The 18,549-nt window shown below is 51.9% G+C and carries 16 protein-coding genes; 6 read left to right on the forward strand and 10 right to left on the reverse strand.

Features of this window, described 5'->3' with window-relative positions; genetic code table 11:
* Positions 1-13: 13 nt before the first annotated feature.
* Positions 14-667, forward strand: a complete 654-nt coding sequence (locus tag AC2FIO_RS13830; RefSeq protein ID WP_496698328.1) for a DUF3299 domain-containing protein — start codon at positions 14-16, stop codon at positions 665-667.
* A gap of 411 nt (positions 668-1,078) precedes the next feature.
* On the opposite strand, the gene AC2FIO_RS13835 is transcribed toward AC2FIO_RS13830, so the two are convergent.
* The 3 genes from AC2FIO_RS13835 to AC2FIO_RS13845 all read right to left on the reverse strand — a co-directional run bounded on the left by AC2FIO_RS13835 (position 1,079) and on the right by AC2FIO_RS13845 (position 2,949).
* The gene (locus AC2FIO_RS13835) at positions 1,079-1,354 is read right to left on the reverse strand and encodes a hypothetical protein (protein WP_496698330.1); all 276 of its coding nucleotides are present in this window, start codon (positions 1,352-1,354) and stop codon (positions 1,079-1,081) included.
* 108 nt (positions 1,355-1,462) lie between these two features.
* Positions 1,463-2,326: an MBL fold metallo-hydrolase gene (locus AC2FIO_RS13840; protein ID WP_496698332.1), complete on the reverse strand. Its 864-nt coding sequence runs from the start codon at positions 2,324-2,326 to the stop codon at positions 1,463-1,465.
* 17 nt (positions 2,327-2,343) lie between these two features.
* A complete protein-coding gene (locus AC2FIO_RS13845) occupies positions 2,344-2,949 on the reverse strand; it encodes a DsbA family protein (protein ID WP_282170046.1) in 606 nt (201 codons plus the stop codon).
* A 96-nt stretch (positions 2,950-3,045) separates the two neighbouring features.
* On the opposite strand from AC2FIO_RS13845, the gene AC2FIO_RS13850 reads away from it, so the two are divergent.
* Positions 3,046-3,948, forward strand: a complete 903-nt coding sequence (locus tag AC2FIO_RS13850; RefSeq protein WP_496698334.1) for a LysR family transcriptional regulator — start codon at positions 3,046-3,048, stop codon at positions 3,946-3,948.
* A 367-nt stretch (positions 3,949-4,315) separates the two neighbouring features.
* Here the strand turns inward: AC2FIO_RS13850 and AC2FIO_RS13855 are convergent, their stop codons facing one another.
* From AC2FIO_RS13855 to AC2FIO_RS13870, 4 genes are all read right to left on the reverse strand, one after another.
* Positions 4,316-5,326, reverse strand: a complete 1,011-nt coding sequence (locus AC2FIO_RS13855; RefSeq protein ID WP_496698336.1) for a DUF2955 domain-containing protein — start codon at positions 5,324-5,326, stop codon at positions 4,316-4,318.
* Entirely contained in the window at positions 5,316-6,380 is a 1,065-nt protein-coding gene (locus AC2FIO_RS13860; protein WP_496698337.1) for an HlyD family secretion protein, read from the reverse strand. Before AC2FIO_RS13860 ends, AC2FIO_RS13855 begins: the two co-directional genes overlap by 11 nt.
* Complete coding sequence (locus AC2FIO_RS13865; protein WP_472724435.1) at positions 6,377-7,456, reverse strand: AI-2E family transporter; 1,080 nt, start codon at positions 7,454-7,456, stop codon at positions 6,377-6,379. Before AC2FIO_RS13865 ends, AC2FIO_RS13860 begins: the two co-directional genes overlap by 4 nt.
* A gap of 176 nt (positions 7,457-7,632) precedes the next feature.
* Positions 7,633-7,872 (reverse strand): potassium channel family protein, encoded by a 240-nt coding sequence (locus AC2FIO_RS13870; RefSeq protein WP_162896884.1) that lies wholly within the window; start codon positions 7,870-7,872, stop codon positions 7,633-7,635.
* Positions 7,873-8,324: 452 nt separating this feature from the next.
* On the opposite strand from AC2FIO_RS13870, the gene AC2FIO_RS13875 reads away from it, so the two are divergent.
* Positions 8,325-10,973: an AsmA family protein gene (locus tag AC2FIO_RS13875; protein ID WP_496698340.1), complete on the forward strand. Its 2,649-nt coding sequence runs from the start codon at positions 8,325-8,327 to the stop codon at positions 10,971-10,973.
* Positions 10,974-11,567: 594 nt separating this feature from the next.
* Here AC2FIO_RS13875 and AC2FIO_RS13880 read toward each other — a convergent pair.
* The 3 genes from AC2FIO_RS13880 to AC2FIO_RS13890 form a co-directional block, all read right to left on the reverse strand.
* Positions 11,568-11,849, reverse strand: coding sequence for an HlyU family transcriptional regulator (locus AC2FIO_RS13880; protein ID WP_282170040.1), 282 nt, complete (start codon positions 11,847-11,849; stop codon positions 11,568-11,570).
* Positions 11,850-12,156: 307 nt separating this feature from the next.
* Positions 12,157-13,341 carry an aminotransferase class I/II-fold pyridoxal phosphate-dependent enzyme gene (locus tag AC2FIO_RS13885; protein ID WP_496698342.1) on the reverse strand — a complete coding sequence of 395 codons (1,185 nt, stop codon included), beginning with the start codon at positions 13,339-13,341 and terminating at the stop codon, positions 12,157-12,159.
* Positions 13,342-14,471: 1,130 nt separating this feature from the next.
* Positions 14,472-15,434 (reverse strand): MurR/RpiR family transcriptional regulator, encoded by a 963-nt coding sequence (locus AC2FIO_RS13890; RefSeq protein WP_496698344.1) that lies wholly within the window; start codon positions 15,432-15,434, stop codon positions 14,472-14,474.
* A gap of 164 nt (positions 15,435-15,598) precedes the next feature.
* Between AC2FIO_RS13890 and AC2FIO_RS13895 the strand changes: the two genes are divergently transcribed.
* The 3 genes from AC2FIO_RS13895 to AC2FIO_RS13905 are packed head-to-tail and all read left to right on the forward strand — an operon-like array spanning position 15,599 to position 18,474.
* On the forward strand, positions 15,599-16,117 hold the full coding sequence (locus AC2FIO_RS13895; protein ID WP_496698346.1) for a TRAP transporter small permease: 519 nt from the start codon (positions 15,599-15,601) through the stop codon (positions 16,115-16,117).
* A complete protein-coding gene (locus AC2FIO_RS13900) occupies positions 16,114-17,397 on the forward strand; it encodes a TRAP transporter large permease (RefSeq protein ID WP_496698348.1) in 1,284 nt (427 codons plus the stop codon). The genes AC2FIO_RS13895 and AC2FIO_RS13900 overlap by 4 nt, the downstream gene beginning before the upstream one ends.
* A 36-nt stretch (positions 17,398-17,433) precedes the next feature.
* The gene (locus AC2FIO_RS13905) at positions 17,434-18,474 is read left to right on the forward strand and encodes a TRAP transporter substrate-binding protein (RefSeq protein WP_496698350.1); all 1,041 of its coding nucleotides are present in this window, start codon (positions 17,434-17,436) and stop codon (positions 18,472-18,474) included.
* Positions 18,475-18,549 lie beyond the last annotated feature (75 nt).

The following is an 18,549-nucleotide window of genomic DNA, read 5'->3' on the forward strand; positions in this document are numbered from 1 at the left end:
AGGACCCGCTGAAATGAAGACCACTACGCATTTTCTGAATATCTTATTCGCCCTTGCGATTGCGGGGCCTCTTCTAGCAGCGGATCCGCGCAACATACGTTGGCAGGATCTCCTTCCTGAAGAGCGGCCTTACCACGATCCATTTGCCACCTTAGAATATTCTCAGATCAATGCGTTGGCCATGCTTTATCGGATTGAGGTTCTGCATGCGGACACCGCGGATGACGAGAAGCGCGCCGAAGCGGTTCAGATCCGCGAAGACCTCGTATCTCAAGGCCTTGACCCAGATTGGTTGTTTGAACAACGCGAAATTGTGATGAACCAACGGTTGATTGCCGCGCGCGAACCGAACCTTGACCTTTTGGGGGAGAACGTGCGTCTTCCCGGCTATCTCCTTCCCCTGGATATTGTCGACCAGAAGGCGGTCGAATTCCTTCTGGTTCCGACAGTTGGAGCCTGCATCCACACACCACCACCTCCCGCCAATCAGATGGTCTATGTGCGATACGAACAAGGCTTCGAAATTGACGAGTTATATAAGCCAGTTTGGATAAGCGGGGAAATGCGGGCACAGAGCAGGTCCCAGTCACTCAATTACGTGGACGGCCAGGCCAATATCGAAACATCATATGCGATGGATGCGCTGTCGGTAGAAATCTATGACTGATCAGTCAGACTAGAGGTCCGTTCTTTGGCTTCACCGGGATACATCTTTGCACCGAACCCTGTATCAGAATCTTTGGTTCGTGCAGATGTGACACTGCAAATCTCTTCTGAAGCTCCTTGATGATCAATTCGGCGATTTTTTTTGTCACGATCCGCCATTTTGTGTCCACACCAATCCGCGCGCATGGGTTTAACAAGTACACCCGGCAACCCTCGCTGGTTAATCAGCTTATCATAAGTGGCGAGAACTCTTTTTCATTGCTCTTGATCGATCATGTTGTCTCTTTGACTTATTGATCAGAGTTCTTAATCGAATCGCATACCGCGCTTGTAAGCCGCCTGTCGTGCGTGTCGCAGCATCCGTTAGTTTGGGCTCACAACAGACCTTAGCCGCAACGTGAATGAATGGTGGCTAGGGAAAACCCGCTGCCTCGGTCCATTTGGCATCAGGAGCCAAATGCGCCTGAAGGTTGCGACCGTTTTCTTCGGAGGTTTCGCCCTCATAGGTGCTTTTGACAAATTCCAATGGAGTCTTGTTTTGCTCCTGAGCGTTGACGGCAAATGTTGTCGCCGAAACGAACGCAAACAGGACAGCACCAATGATGCTGTATTGCGTAATCTTGGTATTCGTGAACTTGCAAGACATGAAATTTCTTCTCTTCGTCGCGGCGAATGCGGTGTAGTTCACAGCAAACTGAGTTTTGAACTGTTGGTGATTGGGCGCCGGATTTGGTGGGCTAGCGCCCCTTTCGTAATACAGAGACCGAATTGGACGGCCTCTGATGCCGGTTTAGACTTACGGCCAGGAACGCTCGCCTTCGATAACCTGGGCGCTTAGCTCCAGATCGCTCACGTTCTCAAAGTCGGGATAGGCAGCCTGCATCGCGGCGATCAATTCTGCGGAATCTCCCGCCTTGTCCGCGGCCGCCTCGAACGCGGCAATATATTCTTTGGTGAAGTCAACGATGCTTGCGTTTTCTGCGCTGTCCCCAATGACATGACCCGGGATGATCCGTTCGGGGTTCAGCGCAAGAAGCTGATCCAACGTTGCACGCCAGCTGTCGCGGCTTTCCGGGGTTTGGTTGTCGGCCATCCAGACATGCACGTTTTCATAAAGGACAACGCCGCCCAGCACAGTTTTTTCCGAAGGCACCCACAGGAATGTATGAACCGGATCGTGCCCATCGAGGCCGATCACCTGCACGGTTTCACCATCGACCGTCAGGCTGTCGCCTTCCAGAACCTCAGGTACAATCAATTCGGATGGGGCGTTCGCGTCCAAGATCGGGCCCCAGAAATCGTATTTGAGCTGGATGGTTTTCTCGATGCCTTTGACGGTCTCAGGTGTCGCGACGATTTTGACATCCGGGTAAGCTGCACGGATCGTATCCAACCCGAAATAGAAGTCAGGATCCTTGTGGCTGATAAAGACGGTCGTCAGGGATTTACCTGTCGCCTTGATCATATTAACCAGTTGCTCTGCATCGTCCTTTTCGAACTGGGCGTCCACCAGGATCACCTCATTCGGACCTTCGATCAGGTTCGATGAGACCGGGAACAGACTGCCTTCATTCGGGCTTAAGGCGGTGATGGTGAGATCAGCCGCAAAGGCTGCGGTGGACAGCAGCATGGCTGCTGCAGAAGTGAGGATCGTCTTCATAGGGATGCTCCTTGCATTTATGCGGCCAATGCCGCGATCTCTTCAGGAAAGTGGTAGTAGGTTGAGACGTCGACTTGGGTTGTTCCGCCGTCGATTTGCATCACCAGAGTCGGGACACCTTGCGACCCGAACCGTGATTGCAAATTTGCAGCGTCCGTACTGATCTGCCGGGCGAGGCTTCTGCCTTCGTCCAACGAACGGTTCACGCTGAATTCAATCAGGGCACTTCGAACCGCTTCGCTGTTACCTGCGGAAATGCCGTCGACATAACGCACCCGTTGCAAAACATTTGCCAGCTTCATCTCAGCGTTAGCGCCCTGATCATGAACCAAAGCTGCGGCGTATGCGGTCAGGCTGGAATCCAGCACTTCATCAGGGTTTCCCAGAATGTCTTGAACATAAGTGTCACTGAACACTTGCCCGGTCAGCTGTTCAATGCGTCGGTCGTATTGCAGAGCCATTCGGCCGAAGCCATCGCCCATTCGGTATGCGTTTGTGCCCTGGAACAAATGACGATGCATAGCGGTGACATCAGCACCACTCTCAACCAGCGCGTTGATCACCGGTGCCGCGGCATAGCACCAGCCGCAATAGGTATCGTAGATATAGGTGAAGCGCGTCATTGCAGTCTCCGTATTGGTAAACCACAAGTAGTGCGCCGCTAATGTTGACTAAAGATAAAATATGTAGACACAATGTCAGTTAAAAAGTGACGAATGATGAAGAAATCGAACTTAAATCGCCTGGAGTATTTTGTTGCCATCGCGGAAGAAGGAACGATTACTGCGGCCGCTGATCGCATGCGTATTAGCAAGGCGGTCGTCAGCAAGCAGCTTCAGCTTTTGGAGGAAGAGCTTGGTGCAACTCTTGTTGTGCGTAACTCTCGCTATCTAAACCTCACGGAAACCGGACAATCCTTCTATGAGGCCGCACGTGCATCAGTGGCGCAGGCCGAAGAAGCTTATGAAATGGCAAAGCAAGGGCGCGCAGAACCGACTGGAAACCTGCGCATCACCGCCCCTCTCGATATGGGCGTAACATACGTTTCACCGGTCGTGGCCGAGTTTCGCATCGCCTATCCGGCTGTCACGATTGACTTGACGCTAAGCGATACGCGGTTCGATCCGGTCGAGGCACGATTTGACATTGCATATCGGGTAGGCTGGCTTGCCGATTCCGCCAACGTTGCGCGCAAGTTGGCCGACTTTCAGCAAATCGTAGTGGCGTCGCCTGATTTGGTTGAGCAACTTGGACAGCCAAACCATCCGGAACGATTGGCAGCGTTTCCGTTCGTCGAACACAGAGCCCTGCCAAACCCACTGAGTTGGAAGTTTAGTAAAGCTACCGGTGAAACCTGTGACGTAAAAATGAACCCCGCGTTGCGAGCAGACGTAACACCAGCGATCAAGGTAATGGCAGTCGAAGGGGCCGGGATCTCTATTCTGCCGGATTTTTTTGCTAAGAGAGAAATCGAAAACGGTGGACTGATCCGGCTTGTACCGGACTGGGCGCTTCCAACAGGAGGCATCTATGCCGTCTACCCCCCCACGCAGTTCCGATCAGCTGCGACAAAACAGTTTGCGGAATTGTTTGCAGAAAGACTTCGCAACAGTCTGGCGTAAGAGAAGAGTGGTGAAACTCAGTTAACGTTCGTGTCCGTCCGACATTGAAACGAGTGAATGCTTAGCAGCCCTTAGCGCGGTTGCCGCGAAAGTCGGCTTTGTCCGCGAGGCAGCCTTTCGTACTCGTACCATTGAACGGCCATCACTCAACCAGAGATCGCTTCACATTAAACCGCTTCAGCGACGTTCGTGGTTTGTTATGACGCTGCAATTCATGCGGCGGTCCCGAAATCTGCCATTCGAGATGCCTTTCCGCGACAAGCGCAACGCGGACAAAGCTGATTTCTTTCGGACCGGATAAATCAAATAAATGTGGTCACGCTGGAAACTTTACTTCTTTCAGAACCATGCCACATCGCAATTGCCTTCATTGAGCCGCCTGGCGCTCTTTTTCCGGCCAGAATTCATCCACCACGACATATGCGATGATTACAAAAAAAGCGGCGCTGGCAACTTGCAAAACTCGAGTGATGCTTTTGACGTCAGCCTCGTCTGAAAACGGTGCAACCGACCCACCGTATACAATCAGAGCCGTTGTAATTGCTGAGCCCGCAGCGGCGGCGAGCGGGGCTTGAGATTTACCAAGTGCTCCGAGCGTCAGGCAAAAGAAAAAACAGAGCAGAATGGGCGTCAAAACAACCGGAGCTATTACGTTTACTTCATAGCATATGATGGAAACTGCCGCCCCAAGTAGGTTGGCCGTCAACATAGCTTTTGCAACAGTTTTACCCGCGGCAGGCATCGCCGCAAGTTGCTGGCTTAGTAGCGCGACAAAGAACAGAACCAGCAACGCAGACGCGCCAGAAATAAAAAACGCCATAGCAAAAGGCACTGTGACAAGCGACATCCTGACTATTCGGCGATGTGGATCGAAATTCGCCTGCGCTGCAGCTTTTTTTTGAGCCGCCGTTTGAGGTTCAGCGGGTATCAACGCGAACATCAGTGTCGAAACAAAGCCCGCAAACAGCAGATTCAAAGGTATCCAATACACAAGCACCAAGGCCAGATCCTGGGATTGCAAAACCAAGTTTGGGATCATCAATGCCCCCATGAGAGCGATGACACCTGGTAAAACTCCGGCGCCTGATACGGACCACATGAAGGACAGGATTATTCCAATGGCCACCAGAATGAGAAACACGAGCGGATATGGTGAGAAGATTGACGACAACAGGAACGAAATGAACATCAACCCAATAGAGAAGACAAAGAGCTTAGCAAATGCTGCCAAAGGCAATGCGGCAGGTGCTTGTAGAAAAAGGGCGGCGAACACCGCCCCAATGACGGCGAGTGGCCAGCCAAGAAACAAGCCCATGGAAAAGACGCCGGTGACACCCACCGCAAGCCGGGCGACAGAGCGTTGGTCCTCAGTACGCATAGGACATTATTGAAACCACGCGGATGTAGGTGCGGCCTACTAGGTTCAGCAACGAGTTGTCACTTAGATACATGATCACATCGGCCTGACCGTTCAGCTGAAAGCGAAGGTCATCTTCGGTGCTTCCTGCTTCATAGCCGGGCAAAACGATCCTGACTGGGAATCTCTCAGGCTCCCGCAAAAAACCTTTGGTGCTTGGCGGGCTCGCCAATTGTCCGGGCACATCACCGCCACTTAAGGAAACAGCCGCACTAAAGCTCTCAATGACACCCGGAATAATCTGACCTGGATGCATGTCCAACACTACGTCAACCGGAGATCCTATCGAGGCTCTTCCTAGGTTGTTTTCGGAAAAATAGGCTTCGATCCAGACGTCAGTCGCGTCCAGAAACGTCAATAGATCCTGGCCTGATCGCGCATATGTTCCGGGGGCTATCAGCAAGTTAGAGATGACACCTGTCGCCGGAGCACGTAGTATAGTCCATTCAAGGTTAAGCTCTGCATCTGCCAAGGCGGCCAACGCGCGCTGGATTTTCGGGTTTTCAATCCCGTCGTCACCAAGCCTCTGTTTTGCTTTTTCCAGATCCGCTTTTGCGTTCTCATAGTTAGCCTCGGACTCTGCCAATTGCCCTCGTGCATCATCGGCCTTTGTGACGGCAATCAACCCTTTCTTTTCGAGCGCAAATACGCGTTCCGTTTGAATGCGCATCGTATCCAGATCGCTTTGCGCCCTTGCTAGTTTGGCCTGTGCCGCTCTCACCTCTGCCGAAGATGCGCCCACTTCTTGAGTGGCTGCTTCGAGGTCAGCTTCCGCTTTGTCGCGCTGAATCTCGTAGGGTCGCGGGTCGATCCGGACAAGGATATCTCCGGCCGAGACAATTTGACCATTTTCGACCAAGACTTCAGTCACGGTGCCAGTCACCTGCGGGACGATTTGGGTCGCCACGGCTTTTACTCTGGCGTTCCCAGTAAATGGCGTTTTCCGATCAGCGACCAGGTACCATACAAGAAAAATCAGAATGACAGCCAGGGTTGTCCATATTGTCTTCCTCATTTCGCCGCACCTTCAGCAGCGCCCTCGGCTTCGGGCGAGGTATCAATCCAAACCTTGAACAGCTCATAGAAGACAGCGAAGAGAACCGGCCCCATAAAGACACCGATCAGACCGTACGCCATCATACCTCCGAGAACACCGATGAGGATGACCAACATCGGAGTCTCAAGGCCTTTTGAAATGAACACGGGTCTTAGAAAACTGTCCATTATCATGACGGGAACGGCCAATATGGTGAAGATCAAAGCAGTTCCGCCGGACATGGAACTCCAAGCGTAGATAATTACCGGTATTAGAACCAATCCGGGCCCGATTTGGATAATCGAGAGTATCAGGCAGATAAATGCCAGAGTGGCGGCCGAAGAAATCCCGAACAAAGCCAACAGTATCCAAACGAAGACTGCCTGAATGGCTGCCACGCCAATTACGCCTTTTGTCACGTTCCGGATCGTTGCGCCTGCCAGTGTTACGAATTCACCGCCGCGTGGTGCAAAGACGCGGTTGGCAAAGCGCTGAAGACCCTGGACCAAACTTGGCCCGGGGCTGAACAAAGCCCCCATAATCAGTACGGACAGAGCTAAGCCAAGCAGCCCGATTCCGATGCCCAGCACCTTTCCGAAGAGCGATTTGGTGATCTCAAGGATTTGCGTGCCGTATTTTGCAAGCGCGCCGTCAAGATTGCGCTCAAACATTCCCCAGACATCGGCTATTTTGTCTCCCACCAAGGGCAACTCCTTGAGACCCTCTGGTGCAGGTGGGACTTTCAACTCACCTTTGTCTGCTTGTTCCGCGAATTCAGACCCAAGTTCTGCAGCACCAGACACCGCGGTAGCGACTGGCCCGAGGGTCAGAACAAGACCCAATAAAACCAAGATCGTCGTGGCAAGTTTTTTCCGCCCTCCCAGCTTGGACTGAAGCCAATCAAATGCCGGGTAAAGCGCCACACAGAGGATCGTTGCCCAGATAACCACACTTGCAAGCGGGGCCACCATGACAAGGGCGCTATAGAGGAATAGTCCGAGAAAGAGCAATCGTATTGCCAGATCGACAATCTTCGCGTCCTGAGTCTTTTCCATTCCATCCCTCCATGTGTTTTTCGAATGTTACACTCAAAAAACATAATATGTATATTTTTTTGAATTTTAGTGATCATCTATCAGCTTGAAGACACAAATGAATCCGGGCCACGGCTTGATGGGCCCAGTCAAACCAATGCCTGGGCATGAACTCGATTTGGCCAAATTGGGATAATCTACTTGTCCGCTTTTTTGTCGTCCTGGGACAAGATTGTATCCGCCACTGTGGTCGCCGCGGTCACGAAGACACCGAGGCCCACGACGATGTAAATCATTGTGAAGATCTTCCCTGCCGCGGTTTCAGGTGAGAAGTCACCAAACCCCACAGTCGAAATCGTCACGACAGAAAAGTAGATTGAGTCGAGCCAACTCCAACCTTCGACAAAGTGGTAAAAGACCGAGGCCCATAAAATCATTCCGACTGTGAAGGCAAGAATGCCTTTCACTCTACCGTCTTTGAAAGCGACGCCTATCCCACGTGTTATTCTGGTTAGTGAATTCATCATGTCCTCATCGTTTGATGAATTCACACATAGCAGTAATTAGATAAATATGGAAAATCGGAGGAACTTGGCAGCCTGTCGATTGAAGCTTACGTCGTTCCGCCATGTTCAAAGCTCATGCAGCGCATCCGTTTTGGCTGGTAAAACTCTCTTCGAGCCAGCTGTTTAGTAACCGGGCGTGCAGCACTAGCCGAACGTTTGTCATTTACCCGCTTCTTAGCGGTTCGACTAAATAGGCGAGAAATTCAGCAATTTGGTCAAGGTAATTCAGATTTCAGATCATTTACCGACCATATATTCCATTAACTTGATGATTAAATGGTCTAGGCTGCCCATTGGATGAATCGGAATTTTAGGAGAAGAACGTGCGATACGTTGCAAAAGGTATATTGATTTGTTGCGCTGTCGCGTTTGTCGCTGTGTTAGCAGCTTGGCTTTTCCTGTCTTCTGCGTTGTTTTCCTCGGTCAGGACTACTTTCGTCGAAAACCTGATCTCTAAGAAACTTGGCCAAGAGGTTAGAATTGAAGATGAAGTGCGTCTGGGGTTTGGTCGGCAATTGCAGGTGTCAGCGGCAGGGCTGGAACTACCTGGTTCTCCGAATGCTGATGTGAAACTTGCAGCAATCGATGAGATCGAGTTTGAGGTTTCCGCGCGCGACCTTTGGAACAGTAAACTGTCACTGAGTGGTCTTTCGCTCTCAGGTGTTCATCTGAACCTAATCACAGACAAAGACGGCTTCGGAAACTGGCAGTCCATTTCCCAAACGGAAGCCGAAGCCGGGAAACCTGAAAATTCCCCGACGCCGCTGTTAGCTGGAATTCTTACGGACCGCAAAATTGATCTGACTGATATCGCCATTCTTTATCAGAACGAGTTAAACGGACTTGAGTTGGATCTGCAGCTTCCTGAGCTGCTTTTAAAGCGCGATACGGAAACCGACGTCGCGACGGCAGTCGGGGCCGGTTCGCTGAACGGAGAGAGGTTTGATCTGAACGCGACATTCCCCGCGGAAGACCCGTTTCAAGTGGCGGTAAACTTTGAACAGATTTCTATTGTCGCCGAGGAAGTCCCTCAAGAAAACGGTCTGCAAGTGGCAACGACCGTGGAGATTGCCGAACTTGGCAAGCTTCTCGATATCTTGAAGCTCAATCGCGTTTTGGAAGGTACAGGGAATATTGGTGCAACGTTCACATCAGTCGACGGTGTAGCACGAATTGACGACCTATCTGTATTGGCTGAATTGGAAGGCGGACAAAGCCTTTCGTTGACGGGGCAGATCGGGGAATTGGGAAATCCGGAAGACGTATCATTGACAACCCGCATTCGGTTGTACCCTGAAGACGCTGAACCAGCCCCAGCCGCCTCGCGGTATGATCTTAAACTTATCGCGGTCGACATGGTTATCGACAGCGTGCCCGGGCAGGTACCGCAGCGACAAATGGTCATTAAGACCAACGGTTTCACGTTGGACACGTCCGGCGAAGGCCCGCCCCCGATTAAGTTCTCCGAGCTTTCCAGGACACCAGAAGGCGCTTTAAGGGTCGGAAGCATCAACCTGAGAATTGGGAACCCCGCCGATCCGTTTGTCATTTTGAACGGTTCGGTCTATGACGCGCTTCAGTTGCAAGGCATATCAGCAGAAGGCCTAATGGATATACCGGCAAGCAGTTTGATCTCGCCAGAATTGGCGGGACCAGACGACCAGCTTGGCAGGTTTGCCGGTGACTTCCATTTGAACGGTGACATCAATCAGCTTTCGCTGACGAACTTGGATGGAAAGACAAGCGATACGGACGTCTGGAACCTTGAGGTGCATGGCACTGTCAAGAATGTACTCAAATTCGAGGATCTGGATTTAGCAATTGATGTCACAGTCCCATCCGGAGCGGACCTTTTGGAGGCGCTATCGCTTGAACGTGTGGAAACCGGGCAGGCTCGCCTTGAAATCAACCTCGTTAGCGAAGGCACCGACTGGAACGCGAATGCGAATGTCGAAGTTGCTGAATCTGTCCTGGAAATTGTCGCCGATCTTGATGATGCAACAAGTGACCCTGTGCTGAAGGGTTCCATTGAGAGTGACCTAATAAAGATAGATCATATTCGAACTATCATTCAGGCCGCTGCACAGTTGCGGAAGCTAGGCGGTGCGGAGCCCAACGAGGAAGACGTCAATCAAGAAGCAAGTGACACTGGCCCTTTAACTGATGTGACGCTTAAACCTATTGGGCGTTCAGTTCTCTTGTCCGGTATGGATATGGATGTCGACATTGACCTTCGGCACATAGAGGGTGCCAAAGGCATCAGCAGTTTGCAAAGCGAACTGACGCTCAACAAGAATGAGCTTAAGGCTGGGCCTTTGAAATTTGAATACGGAGGCGCTCATTTCGACGTCACCGGGCAAATGGATTTATCGAACGACGCGCATCTGCTCACGCTGACCGGCAAGGCAGGCGGCTGGCAGCTGGATGAAATTCTTCACAGCCTGAACTTCAAAAAAGGCGCAAGCGGTACGATCTATGCAGATTTTTCGGTGACCGGCGGAACCGATTCACCCAAGCATTTTGCAAACAGCATGAACGGCAACGCCACAGTTTCAATGCGTGACGGTTCGATCGAGACACAGCTCTTAGATCTGGCAGGACTAGGGGTGCTACCTTGGGTGTTTACCAAAGAAAAACAAAAGGTTGCTCCAATCGTATGTTTGCGTGCTCCGATTAGTATTTCCAATGGAAGTATTTCGACGAAACAAACCACATTGGAGACAGACCATGTCCAAGTTGTCGTCTTTGGCGGCGTCGATGTGGCCGGCAAGGTTTTGGATTTAAATCTACAGCCCCGCAAGATTGGCGAACCACTTTCGAAGAGCCCTTGGCCCGTGACCTTGAAGGGCCCACTAGCAAAGCCGAAGATCAAGGTCAAAGACGGTCCGAAACGACTGAAACGATCGGATGGTGCGGACAAAATGCCAGCAAAAAGAAAACTTTGCGTTCCGGACATTTTACAACTGCAGTAGTGGCGGAGGCAGTCGATAAAAGAACACTTTTAAAGTTCAAACGGAATGACATCGCTTTCTGCAAGCGTTTTTTGCATTGGGTTTTCTCTCGATGTATTCCGCACTCGAGGCGAATGGAAACTCTCGTGGAGTTCAGCCGACACGACGGAAAACCTTTGAGACGCAAATGGAAAAACGTGTGCACTATTGAAATGGAAGATAAAACGAAGCCAATAGCTTAGTTGAGCGTGAGTGGCAAAACTATGTGTTGCCGGACACTCTGATTTGATTGAAGAAATTGGCGGTATCAGCCAGCTACCCGCCATAGCTAGAATGGCTCATACACAAGAAAAACTGTTCCAAGGTGATACCTCGTCAGAGAACTCCTCTTAAGAATAGGGGCATGACGCAGCAACCGGTATTTCGAAAGCACGCTGATAACGAAATTATTGAGAACTAGTGTGCGTGAGCTCAGAAGAACTCACGCGCAGAAACAATGGATCGTGGGTCTTTGTCACGTCGTCTTTTTCGTTTTCAGCAACTGGACCTTTTCGGTTGAAGCGCACTTTAAAACTCACTTCCTGACCTAACTTAAATTTGTAGTAGTCTAAACTGCTACCGGTTTCCTGAATCGAAAATGAACTCGCCTTGCTCATCAATCACCTGTTTTGCCTTGGTGAGGCTGAAGCTCTCGGCCTGATCCCGGCTGTCAAAGACATCCGCCCGGACCATCGCATGAGTTTTGCGCTCTCCATCGATTGTCTTTTCGATACGTGCCGAAAGGCGGTACTTTCCACCCTCGGCAATCAGGTCGGGGAAGATGTCGAACCCTTTGTATGCGACCGGCTCAGGATCCGACTTTTTTCCGCCGCCGAAGAGTTTTGAGAAGAGTGACATGGACCGGCTCCTTTCAGCGTTGCTCGGATCGGAGACTAACGCTGCTCGGGGCGGGTTTGAAGTGCCCTGTGTGGTCGATTCACTGGTTCCTCGACCCAATTGCACTCTCGCTGTCTACCGGAAGCTAGAGTGCGCCCACTCAATACGGGAAGCCGCCCTGAACGACAAATGCTGCGCTCATCACCTAAGTCGTCTCTGGACTCGTAGCGTATATTCGAAGTCAACACTAAGGAGCGTTTGGTTTCGGGTATGCGCAACAAAGCTGTCACACAATCGAGATGCCTTTAACTCGATCTGATGCCAGCCTTCATTTCAGCATTTGGTTTGCGGCCGCCTGAAATGCAGGCATTGCGTTTTCTATCATTTCGTCAGTAGCTGTAAGGCAAATACGAAAATCCGTTGGGCGGTCGAAAACTGTTCCTGGCATCACATAAACGCCTTGCTTTTGAAGACATTCAGCAAAGGCATCGCTATCACCGCCCGGGGCTCTCCCCCATAGATAAAAGGTGCCTTCTGGTCTTGTCATCCTGTATCCCCACTGACCCAAAGCACCAAGCATTCGTTCGCGTCGGCGAGCCAGGGCGGCAATGTCGATTGAGACGTTTTCAAGGTCCGGCAGCGCATAGATCAACGGAGCATCCGGGACATTCCAACCATCCGCCATCTGCACGGCAAACCGCAGAGTCTGAAGTTCTTTTCGTTCCGCTGCAGGCAAGGTTGGTGAGATCGCAAGGTAGCCAAGGCGCAGGCCGGGCGCGAGGAGAATTTTCCCGTAAGAATAGTCGATCAGTGTGTGCGGATAGACGGCTGCTGGTGTCGTAAAGCCAATGCCGTCGAACCGAATGCGGCGGTAGGGTTCGTCAGACAATATCCAAATTCGATGGCCGATCTCAGCTGACTTAGCCTCGAGCAGGTCGGCAAGCTGTTGCAGATCAGAACGCGAGTATATGCGACCAGTCGGGTTGTGCGGCGTATTAACAACCACGATTTTGGTGCGAGGGGTTATGGCGCTGGCAATAGCCTCCAGGTCAAGGTCAAAATTGTCTGGATCCAGAGGCACCTGAACCTCTTTGGCATCGGCTGCGGCTAGCATTGGCCCATAGCAGAACCAGCCCGGCAGCGGCACGATGCATTCGTCTCCGGGCTCAAGAAGCATGGTGAAACACATCTTGATGGCCCCAAAAGCGCCTTTGGTCAGCGCAATGTCATCCGCCTCGAATGGAAGCCCCAACTCTTTGGATAAGGCATCTGCCAGAAACGCGCAGGGGTCCGCTTCGTTGGTCTTATACGCAAACCAATCCACACTCTGAGGTTCGGCGTGGGTCTTCAGCGCATCGACTACACCGGGCAAAGGCATTTCGTGGGGATTGCCAAACGTGAAATCTGCGACAGCTGGCGTTTCCTTCACCGCAGCATTGTAGGTTGTAAAGAAGGCTTCGACTTTCTGGATGGAATGCGCAGCAGTGTTTGCACGGCGGGCCGTCATGGACATTGAACTCTCCCTACTAAGATGTCGGCATTGCGAGCACTGAAGGAATACTGGTGTGTCGAACAACATATAGATACCCGATCCACAATATTTTGCAGCCTTTTTCGCTATTTGACTTGTGCGACTTCGAAGCCAATGACGAAAAACCAATTCCATATTTGTCTCGGACCCGGCATCCATATCATTGAGCGGTAACGGTCATTGCCGGACAAACTTGGCATCATCTATGTGGCGATCTTTACCGGTGAAGCTCTAACCTTTCGAAAATAGCCAGGGAGTTTTTGTTAGGTTGAAGGATGTGTTCACCAATTCCAATTAAGCCTAGGGCTCATTTGTGAAACTCACTTCTGATGGTCGTCCTGTTACAAATTCAACCGACGCAAACGGTGGTTCTAGCTCAAAAAGGGCGTCAAATGTCTGCAATGAGACCCGAACCTGACGAATGCAGACGTAGCGACCACGTAGCTCTGAAACGGCAGGTAAGGGCTCAAATCGGGCTAACGACAGCGTAGCTGGCGGACGTGCCCCATTGAGGGAATGCAAATGGAGGCAACCAGGACAAAGCACTTCTTCAACGCAAATAAGCGTTAGTTCGAAATCCGGCGAAATTCGACCAGAACATTTAAAGGTTGTTGAACCGAAGCTACCCGTCTGGTAACTTGCGGGACTGGAAACCCTGACAAAGGAGAGATCAGATATGCTGAATCGTCAGACCTCAATGCTTCGCGCGGCAGGCGCAGTAGCCCGTTAAAGCGGTCTGACAGGTTTCCGATCTGAAGGCCGCCTCGTGAGCGGCCTTTTTTGTGTTTTTTCACGTGGCGGCTTTCCATCATTCATGGAGAGAACAATGCCAACCTTATCACTATATATCCCCCTCAAACGGTCGCGTGGCCTCTTGCTGCGGCTGGATGCTGTATTTGCCTTGCAATCCAGCAGAGAACGGCCGGTTCTGCGCAAGTTAGCTGAACTGCCGGATTTCCTTAGGGAGGACGTCGGCCTCCCGCCACAGATTGAACGCCCACCGCCTTCGCACCACCGGGTGCCATTCTGAACAGCCGACCGAGCAGGGGCAGTTCGCTGCTCTTGCTCTCAACAATCGTGCAATGTCGGGTACTCGTCTATTCGTACATAGATTAGTCGCCCAATGGCTGTGGGCCGGTTCTGCCGTGGTAGGCCGTCAATGATGCGCGAATTCGCCGGAGATTCTCTTTCGTTTCGTCGGTCATCTCTTGCGCCACGGTCATGGCTAATGCGTCAACAATGGCGAGGTGGGCATATCGCGAGGCTGTAGGCTTGTAGATGTCGCTGTCCTCAGGCAACTCAGTGAGAAGAGCAATTTTAGATATGTCGGACAGTCTTGTATTGGGCTTTGTGATACAGATTGTGGTCGCGCCATAACCATTAGCGACTTCGGTCGCACTTACGATAGCGTCGGCCTCACCACTCGCCGAAACAAGGAAGAGTACGTCTTCGGTTCCGAGCGCGGCAGCACGCATTTGTAGAGCATAGCTGTCATTTACAAAGAATGACGGAATCCCAAGTCTAAAAAACCGGTTGGAAGCTTCCTGGGCGACGAGCGAAGAGCCCCCGCCTATTCCTGAGAACAGGATTTGTCGTCGACCCAGGCAAGCGTTCTTCGCTTCTTCGAGTTTCGCCGTATCGATTTGACCGCGCATAACATCTAGGGTCGCAAACAAAGCCCCAAGAACTTGGTCAATCGCGGTATCTGCGTTAGGGCTTTCGTCATCGGCGTTTCTATACAGATATTGTGCGCTGACAGCGACGTTCTGGGCTAGGCGGAGTTTGAAATCTCGAAATCCTTCGCAGCCGAGGCTGCGGCAGAACCGAACCACGGTTGGCTTGCTGACCGAGCAGCGTTGCGCGAGATCCCCGATGGTCATGGCGCTGATTTCGTTGAGGTGGTCCTTTACATAATCGGCGACCTTCTGCTCCTGAACTGCCAGTTTGGTTTCTGAATTGTGCAGTGCCGGAATCAAATCGACTGCTCCAATTCTGCCCTTAAGTGGAGGGGCACTACCATCTGATATGGGGCGAGATTCGTTCGGCAAGCCGGTAGATTCCTTATGACTGGTCATGAAACTTAGTTACATGCATTGATGTATGTGGGCAAGAAATTCGTCGTGAGATCCCCTCTTCGCGGCGCTTAACGAAACTAAGTTACATTTTTTCGTTGATATCTCATCAAGCATCACGCATTGTGTAACCAAGTTACAGATTCGGATCCTGGGGAGGAATACGAATGTCGGACTGGTTCGCCAGCGCAAGTTCAAGGATAAATTCAGTCGTTGAAGGCATTGTCGCAGCTTTGATGCTGTCTCTGGTACTGGATGTCTGGCTTGGCGTAATTGACCGTTATTATTTTCACTGGCAACTCCCGTGGCCAGAAGTGTTGGCCCGCTATCTGATGATCTGGGCCGCGTTGCTCGCGGTCTCATCTGGTATTGCGCGCAGAGATCACATCGGTCTCACGGCATTCGTCATGATGCTCCCAATTCGCTTGCGGCGAACTCTTCTTATCGCGATGGATGTATTGGCGTTGGCTTTATTTTTATATGTTGCGTTCTTTGGTATCAGTTTCGTGGAAAGCGGAGCGCCAAGGCAGGCAATGATATTTGGGGCAAGCCTTGCTCCGTTCTACGCAGCCATTCCCGTCGCAGCGGCCTTGTCATCTGTGCAGCTGATGCTTGTCCTGTTTCGTGACTTGGGTACGCACATTGACGAACCGCCCTTTGCTGTAAAGGCGGAGGAAACACTGTGATTGTCGCAATCGTATTTGTTGCACTCATCCTGTTTGGAATGCCTATTGGTTTTGCTATTGGCCTTGCTGGCGTTGTTGGGTTGATCGATATGGGAGGAACGCAGTTTCTTACGATTGGTCCCAGTAAGATATTCAACGGCCTCAACATCTTTCCCTTTCTCGCCATGCCGTTCTTCATTCTGGCCGGTGAGATCATGAATGACATCGGGATCACCAGTCGTTTGGTGAAACTTGCGCAGGTTTTGGTCGGACGGTTTCGGGGTGGGCTGGCCCATACTAACATGTTGGCGTCAGTGTTCTTTGCCGGATTAACAGGCTCGGCGACAGCGGACGCGGCGGCCTTTGGCCGGACGCTTGTGCCAGCAATGGTGAAAGAGGGCTACAAGCGCGACTATGCCTGCGCGGTCACGGCCGCGGGGTCCATCATCGGCCCGACCATTCCGCCATCGGGGCTAATGGTTGTCTACGGGTCTCTAATGGGCGTTTCCATTGCAGGCCTTTTCGCGGCCGGAGTTCTGCCAGGCCTGGTGATCTGCATGGTCTGCATGGCGGTGATCGCAATTGGCGGCAAACGGGAAAATCTACCCAAAGCGTTGCGCGGAGCGACCCCGCGCGAGATCTGGGAAACGTTCGTTTCCTCTCTGACCGCCCTGGCGATGCCTGTGATCATTCTGGGTGGCATCCTGGGCGGTATCGTCACCCCGACGGAGGCAGCATCGATTGCCGTGGCCTATGCCATGTTCATCGGGGTTTTCGTCTATCGTTCCCTGACCTTCAAAAGTTTCTACGCGATGCTGGTGCGTACCGCGCGTATCACCGGAGTAATCTTCGTAATAATCGCCTTTGCCGGAATCCTTGGTTGGTGGATGAGCTTTGAACGCATTCCGCAACTGATTGCCGAAACCGTTCTGGGGCTTTCTGAAAACCGGTATGCCGTGATCGCGATCATCATTGGTTTGCTTCTGATTGTCGGCATGGTGATGGACATCACAGCCATTCTGATCATCCTTGCACCTGTCCTAGTGCCGCTGACAGAGCAAGTCGGACTGGAGCCGATCCACGCCGGCATCATATTTGTGCTGGCTCTGAACATCTCACTGATGACGCCGCCTGTGGGTGCTTGCCTGTTTGTTCTGTCCTCCGTGACCGGCGAAAAGCTGGAACGGATTTCGATCAAACTGTTCCCGTTTCTAATAGCAGAAATTGCGATCCTTTTCGTCTTTGCTTTCTGGGAGAACGCAGCGCTTTGGCTTCCCCGGATGTTGGGCTTTGCCCAGTAGTTTCCCCACAAAAACCAAACCAACAGGAGAAGTATTATGAAAAAAATTCTGACAGGTGCGGCGCTGACCGCGACCATGCTTGCTGGCAGCGCATTGGCCGAAGGTGGGGTGATAAAATTTGGCCACGACAACAAAACTGACCCGTTTGAAAACCCAGCTCATGCCTGCACGGCAGTCTTTGCAAATCTTGTAAACTCAGGCACCAATGGCAGTGTTTCGGTTGAGGTCTTCGGGTCCAACCAATTGGGCTCCGCAGCAGAACACGTTCAACAGATGCGGGACGGGATCATTCAAGCAACCTTGACCTCAACTGGTGCGTTGGCCAGCTACTACCCGCGTATCGACGTGCTAAATCTGCCCTTTGCCTTTAACGGCAACGCATCAACTTACGAGGTCTTTGATGGCGAATTCGGTGAGGCGCTGGCCGCTGATATCGAGGCAGAGATGGGCGATGTTGTGGTTCTGGGCTTCCCGGACACCGGTGGTTTCTTTGCGGTAACCAACTCGCAACGCCCCATCGCGGACCTGAAGGATTTTGATGGCATTCGCATTCGCACTATGACCTTGCCGTCACATCAGAAGATTATTCAGGCGTTGGGTGCGGAAGCCTATCCACTGTCCTGGGGTGAAGTGTATTCCGGGCTGCAAACCGGAGTGATTGACGGTCAGATGAATCCTGTACCGATCATCTCATTCGCTAATTTTGCAGAGGTTCAGCAATACATGACGCTGACCAATCACCTGTTCTCACCCTACACCTTCATGATGAATCGTGCCTTTTATGAAAGCCTGTCAGAGGCAGAGCAAGCGACGATCCGAACAGCCGCTGAAAACTGCGTTACGGCCAGCCGTGGCTTGTCGCGTATCATTGAGGCGTCAGATCGCGGCCTTGCGGGCTTGATGGATCAGATTGAGGTCACTGCTCTAACTGACGAACAGAGAAGCTCCATGGCAGCTGCAACGCAGCCTGCATTTGAAGCACATGTTCAGGAAAACCTTGATGAAAAGTCGGCCGAGCTTCTGGCAAGCTTCAAGGCCGCGGTAGAGAGCGCCAACAACGCGTCCTACCTCGATTGATCCTCCCTGACTGCTAGAACCAACTGGCAGCACAACCCGTCGGAGACCACCTTTTGGTCTCCGACCCAAGCAATA

This window comes from Ruegeria sp. CDSB086 (assembly GCF_059611065.1).

Bases quoted from the DNA above. Each gene is read 5' to 3' on its own strand.
- AC2FIO_RS13830 (WP_496698328.1), top strand. From the start codon at position 14: ATGAAGACCACTACGCATTTTCTGAATATCTTATTCGCCCTTGCGATT.
- AC2FIO_RS13840 (WP_496698332.1), bottom strand. From the start codon at position 2,326: ATGAAGACGATCCTCACTTCTGCAGCAGCCATGCTGCTGTCCACCGCA.
- AC2FIO_RS13845 (WP_282170046.1), bottom strand. From the start codon at position 2,949: ATGACGCGCTTCACCTATATCTACGATACCTATTGCGGCTGGTGCTAT.
- AC2FIO_RS13850 (WP_496698334.1), top strand. From the start codon at position 3,046: ATGAAGAAATCGAACTTAAATCGCCTGGAGTATTTTGTTGCCATCGCG.
- AC2FIO_RS13855 (WP_496698336.1), bottom strand. From the start codon at position 5,326: ATGCGTACTGAGGACCAACGCTCTGTCGCCCGGCTTGCGGTGGGTGTC.
- AC2FIO_RS13860 (WP_496698337.1), bottom strand. From the start codon at position 6,380: ATGAGGAAGACAATATGGACAACCCTGGCTGTCATTCTGATTTTTCTT.
- AC2FIO_RS13865 (WP_472724435.1), bottom strand. From the start codon at position 7,456: ATGGAAAAGACTCAGGACGCGAAGATTGTCGATCTGGCAATACGATTG.
- AC2FIO_RS13870 (WP_162896884.1), bottom strand. From the start codon at position 7,872: ATGATTTTATGGGCCTCGGTCTTTTACCACTTTGTCGAAGGTTGGAGT.
- AC2FIO_RS13880 (WP_282170040.1), bottom strand. From the start codon at position 11,849: ATGTCACTCTTCTCAAAACTCTTCGGCGGCGGAAAAAAGTCGGATCCT.
- AC2FIO_RS13885 (WP_496698342.1), bottom strand. From the start codon at position 13,341: ATGTCCATGACGGCCCGCCGTGCAAACACTGCTGCGCATTCCATCCAG.
- AC2FIO_RS13890 (WP_496698344.1), bottom strand. From the start codon at position 15,434: ATGACCAGTCATAAGGAATCTACCGGCTTGCCGAACGAATCTCGCCCC.
- AC2FIO_RS13895 (WP_496698346.1), top strand. From the start codon at position 15,599: ATGTCGGACTGGTTCGCCAGCGCAAGTTCAAGGATAAATTCAGTCGTT.
- AC2FIO_RS13905 (WP_496698350.1), top strand. From the start codon at position 17,434: ATGAAAAAAATTCTGACAGGTGCGGCGCTGACCGCGACCATGCTTGCT.